The organism is Peribacillus aracenensis (assembly GCF_025175645.1).
In the GTDB taxonomy this organism is placed as follows: domain Bacteria; phylum Bacillota; class Bacilli; order Bacillales; family DSM-1321; genus Peribacillus; species Peribacillus aracenensis.
In genome coordinates this window covers 1-4,543 of the sequence record NZ_JANZMJ010000070.1, presented here as the reverse complement: position 1 = coordinate 4,543, position 4,543 = coordinate 1, and the positions used below count along the sequence as shown (strand labels likewise).

6 protein-coding genes are annotated in these 4,543 nt (G+C 38.7%); all 6 read right to left on the bottom strand.

Annotated elements, in window-relative coordinates; genetic code table 11:
• Positions 1-285: 285 nt before the first annotated feature.
• The 6 genes from N0M92_RS28830 to N0M92_RS28805 all read right to left on the bottom strand — a co-directional run bounded on the left by N0M92_RS28830 (position 286) and on the right by N0M92_RS28805 (position 4,332).
• Positions 286-606, bottom strand: a complete 321-nt coding sequence (locus tag N0M92_RS28830; RefSeq protein ID WP_076369562.1) for a type II toxin-antitoxin system HicB family antitoxin — start codon at positions 604-606, stop codon at positions 286-288.
• Between the two features lie 110 nt (positions 607-716).
• The gene (locus N0M92_RS28825; RefSeq protein ID WP_260288990.1) at positions 717-998 is read right to left on the bottom strand and encodes a DUF4190 domain-containing protein; all 282 of its coding nucleotides are present in this window, start codon (positions 996-998) and stop codon (positions 717-719) included.
• A gap of 345 nt (positions 999-1,343) precedes the next feature.
• The gene (locus N0M92_RS28820) at positions 1,344-1,994 is read right to left on the bottom strand and encodes an amino acid ABC transporter permease (RefSeq protein WP_260288989.1); all 651 of its coding nucleotides are present in this window, start codon (positions 1,992-1,994) and stop codon (positions 1,344-1,346) included.
• 14 nt (positions 1,995-2,008) lie between these two features.
• Positions 2,009-2,647, bottom strand: coding sequence for an amino acid ABC transporter permease (locus N0M92_RS28815; protein ID WP_260288988.1), 639 nt, complete (start codon positions 2,645-2,647; stop codon positions 2,009-2,011).
• A gap of 106 nt (positions 2,648-2,753) precedes the next feature.
• Complete coding sequence (locus N0M92_RS28810) at positions 2,754-3,581, bottom strand: transporter substrate-binding domain-containing protein (RefSeq protein WP_260288987.1); 828 nt, start codon at positions 3,579-3,581, stop codon at positions 2,754-2,756.
• 22 nt (positions 3,582-3,603) lie between these two features.
• Entirely contained in the window at positions 3,604-4,332 is a 729-nt protein-coding gene (locus N0M92_RS28805) for an amino acid ABC transporter ATP-binding protein (RefSeq protein WP_260288986.1), read from the bottom strand.
• Positions 4,333-4,543: the final 211 nt, after the last annotated feature.

Sequence of the window (4,543 nt, the reverse complement as noted above, 5' to 3'; positions counted from 1 at the left end):
ATGTTACCTATACTATACATATTCGTTATAAAGAACGCAATATCCTTTCCCCAAAAATAAAAAATATTTAAAGGGATTCAAGCGAACCAAAAAACCATCATTCCTTTTTCAGGTAATGATGGTTTTTCAAATATACAGTGGAATCATTTTCACCGTCGACTTCAGCTTACTCAAAAAATAATAAACTATGTATAAATTTTGGTTTGACATTCCGGGTTATAAAATGTTCATTGAATGTAAAGAAATACAAAATAAAAACCTTGTCCCCTAATCGACAAGGTTTTTTTATTTTTCATATGTGATATTTTCTATTTCAATCCTGAAGGGGGCAGCCTCACAAATATTAATCCCCCTATCCAGATTCACCTTTTCCATTTCACTTGCATCCGGGATTGTTTTTTTATCGTGAATAAAATGTTCGACCATGGCTTCCAACAGTTCTTGAGCACAAGCTAAGGCATCTACTCGATTCCTACCGCTAACGGAAGAAATAATTCCTTCTCGCCTAAAATCCGGGAAGCAAACTTGAACGGAAAAAGAATCGATAATCAACGGGTGCTTTTCATAATAGAATACGGCTGGATACTCAAAGATTTGAATGGTCAAAATATCATCCCTTCATACCATATTTAGGCTTTTAAGTTAATTATAACATGAGTTTCCATTTTAAATATGTTTAATTTACTTTTCTTAGTATTTTAGGTTATTACTTAGATTTAAAAGGTTGTTATGTCCGTACTTACTGTGAAATAAAAAAACACCAGGAAAATCAGGATCAAGATAACATTCAAGATTATTCCAATGATGCTGCACACTTTTCCAGCTGTCACTAATCCCTTTCCAGATTCACCAGTAAGCTTAATTTCTTGTTTACTCTTCGAAGCAAATATTAAACCTAGAATACCTAATATGATGCCTATGAATGGAATTAACAGGGATAATACCCCCATGATCAATGATACTATAGCTTTGCTATTGGTTAGTTTGATTTCCGACATATATTCCACCTTCTTTCTTCCTTTATATATACGGTTAGTAAAAGGAAAAGATTCGTTTTTTGTGTACTTATACTTCTAATATTCCTGATGATTTCAGAAATCCGCTCCCTTTCCGCAGACTGTCTGCCTATCCTTCTCGCCGCAAGCATCTAGGGGTGTCTCAGTTTGCCAGTTATTCGGCAGTTGTGTCGCAAATTCTTCTAGCTGGTGAGGGACTCAGCTCTAATTAAAAATGTAAAAATACATGAGGCTACCCAAGTCTTCTTTTATAACGATAGTCCGAGGTGATAGCAAAAACCTCCTTTTGTAGACAAGTAGAAAACGACTCATTCCTGAGTCGTTTTTTTAGGTTCGTTTCAATTCAAGTTTTTGGGCTACCATAGAGAGACAATAGTTAACAATGAAATACATGAGAGCCACAAGGATCAAAATTGGGATTAAGTACTTTTGACTTTGTCCGTATATGATTTGACCATGATGAGTCAGCTCCGGTAAAGAGATGACAACTGCTAAAGAGGTATCCTTTAATAATGAAATGAATTGGCTGACAATAGGAGGAACCATGCGCCGCAGCGCTTGGGGAAGAATAATATGTATCAATGCCTGTGTATAGCTCAAGCCTGATGAACGGGCAGCTTCCATTTGGCCTTTATCAATCGATTTTAGTCCACTTCGAATGACTTCAGAGAGCATGGCAGACTCGAAAATTGTCAAGGCGACAATGGCCGCTGGAATGATTTCCAGTTTAATCCTCACCTCCGGCAAAGCAAAATACGTAAAAAATATTATTAATAACAGCGGTAAATTCCGTATCGTTTCTACAATCAAAGCTAATATTTGAGATATCACCGGCACCTTTGCGTAACGGATAATACCAACAAGCCCGCCAATAATGAAACTTAGAATGATGGATATAAAAGCTACCTGGAGCGTTACCCAAAATCCTTCTAATAAAAACTTAAGATTATCTGGTGTATAGGCACCTGCAAAATCCATATTTTATACCTCCTTTAATTACTCTTAGCCAGACGTTTTTCCAAATAACCAACGCCTAAACTTAAAGGAATGGTAAGTATTAAGTAAAAGGCTGCAACGAAAATGTACACATCAAACACGACAAATGTCCTTGAAGAAATCAAATCCCCGTGGTACATAAGATCGAGTCCTGCAACGACGGCTAAAATGGAAGAATTCTTAACTAGATTGATAAATTGGTTCCCTAAAGGAGGTATGACTATTTTAACGGCCTGTGGCAATATGACGAGCCTCATTGCCTGGCCATATGTCAGGCCTGAAGAACGGGCAGCTTCCATTTGACCCTTTGGCACGGAAAGTATGCCCGCTCGAATTGCCTCAGCTATGAAAGATGAAGTGTAAATGGTCAAAGCCAATGTCCCTGCATATAGACCGCTAAGTTTAAGACCGAGAAAGAAGAAAAAGGTTATGATCAATAACGGTATATTCCGAATGAACTCGACATAGGCGGTACCCAGCCAGTTTAGTGGCTTTATCGGCGCGATCCGCATGATTGCAATAAGCACACCAAGAATCAAACTCGCTACCAACGCGATCAAACTCGACATGATCGTATTTCTAAAGCCTAATAAATACATATCCAGGTTCTCTGTTAAAATGGAGAAATCAAGCACGGCGTACACTCCTTTAACTAGTAAGGATGAGCAAAACGCTCATCCCCACAGACAAATGTTCAAATGTTATTTAAGGTTAGCTTCCCTTATACATTTGCTAAAATGTTTAATGTTTAATCCATTTATCATGGATTTCATCGTACTTGCCTGAATCTTTAAGTGACTTAAGAGCTTTATTCAACTCGCCAACAAAGTCAGCATTTCCTTTTTTCACGGCAATTCCATAAGGCTCTTCCGTAAATGTACCGCCAACAAGTTCATAACTTGGATCTTCATCCGCCATTCCATAAAGGATGGAATCATCCGTTGTCAAGGCATCCCCTTGCCCGGATTTAAGTGCGGCGAACGCTTCGGAATAGTTTTCAAATTCAAGCACTTGTGCTTCAGGAGCTTTTTCACGGATATTTATGGAAGAAGTAGAGCCCTTGACGGCCAATACCTTTTTCCCTTTTAAGCTATCAATCCCCTTAATATCACTGCCCTTTTTGACTAACAAAGATTGTCCGGCATCGAAGTAAACATCAGTGAAGTCAACTTCTTTTTTACGATCTTCCGTGATTGTCATGGTCGCTACAATCGCATCGATATCACCATTATTCAATAATGCCATCCTTGTCTTAGATGTCACTTCTTTAAATTCAACTTTATTCTCATCACCAAGGATTTCTGCTGCAAGAGCTTTGGCAATATCAATATCAAAGCCTTCTACATCTCCAGTCTTAGGATTTTTCAGTCCGAATAGCCTTGTATCATTTTTCACCCCGAAAACGATTTTATCCTTTTCCTTCACTTGTGCGAGAACATCTTTTGCTTTGTCTTTACCTCCACCCTCTTCAGCTTTGTCTGATTCCTTGCCCCCGCCGCATCCAGCTAATAAGATGACAGCCAGTAATGATAGCAAAGATAATTTTAACCATTTCTTTTTCTTAAACATGAAATTCACCCCTGTTTTTTATTTAATGATTTAATATACGGCTAAGGAATAAACGAGCCCTCTCTTCACGAGGATTGGCGTAAAACTCAGCCGGTGATGCCTCTTCCAAAACCCTGCCTTCGTCCATGAATACGATTCGATCCGCTACTTCACGGGCAAATCCCATTTCGTGCGTAACCACCACCATCGTCATGCCTTCATGGGCAAGGGCCTTCATTACATCCAGTACCTCGCCGATCATTTCTGGATCCAAGGCTGAGGTAGGTTCATCAAATAGCATGATTTCGGGACCCATTGCCAGACCTCTGGCAATCGCTACCCTTTGTTGCTGTCCACCTGAAAGCTGGGAAGGAAATGAATTCGCTTTATCTCCAATCCCCACCTTGTCCAAATACTTTAGTGCAATCTTTTTCGCTTCCTCTTCGGATTGGCCTAAAACCTTCCTGGGGGCAAGCATGATATTCTCTAGCACGGTTTTATGAGGATACAAGTGAAAATGCTGGAAAACCATACCGATATTCCGACGGAGTTTGTTTATGTCCGTTTTTTTATCCGCTACATTTGAACCATTTATGGAAAGGGAACCTTCCGAAATGGTCTCTAGACGATTAATGCATCGAAGCAGTGTACTTTTCCCTGATCCGGACGGTCCGATGACCACGACCACTTCCCCCTTCTTAATCGTAAGATTAATGTCTTTCAATACATGGAAATCGCCATAAAACTTATTCACTCGGTCAAAAACTATCATAATTAGCCCTCCGCCCCTAATCAATCTTATGAAACTGAAAATTTATAATAATCAGAAATCTGTAAGCGTAATATAGCATTCTCCAAACTCTAATCAAATTTTATGTATAACCCTTTCTCCCACCATTATTTCCCAATATTTCAAGAGTGATAGTGAAACGACCATTTTTATTATTATTTTAAACTAGTAATTTAAATAATATATTCAATAT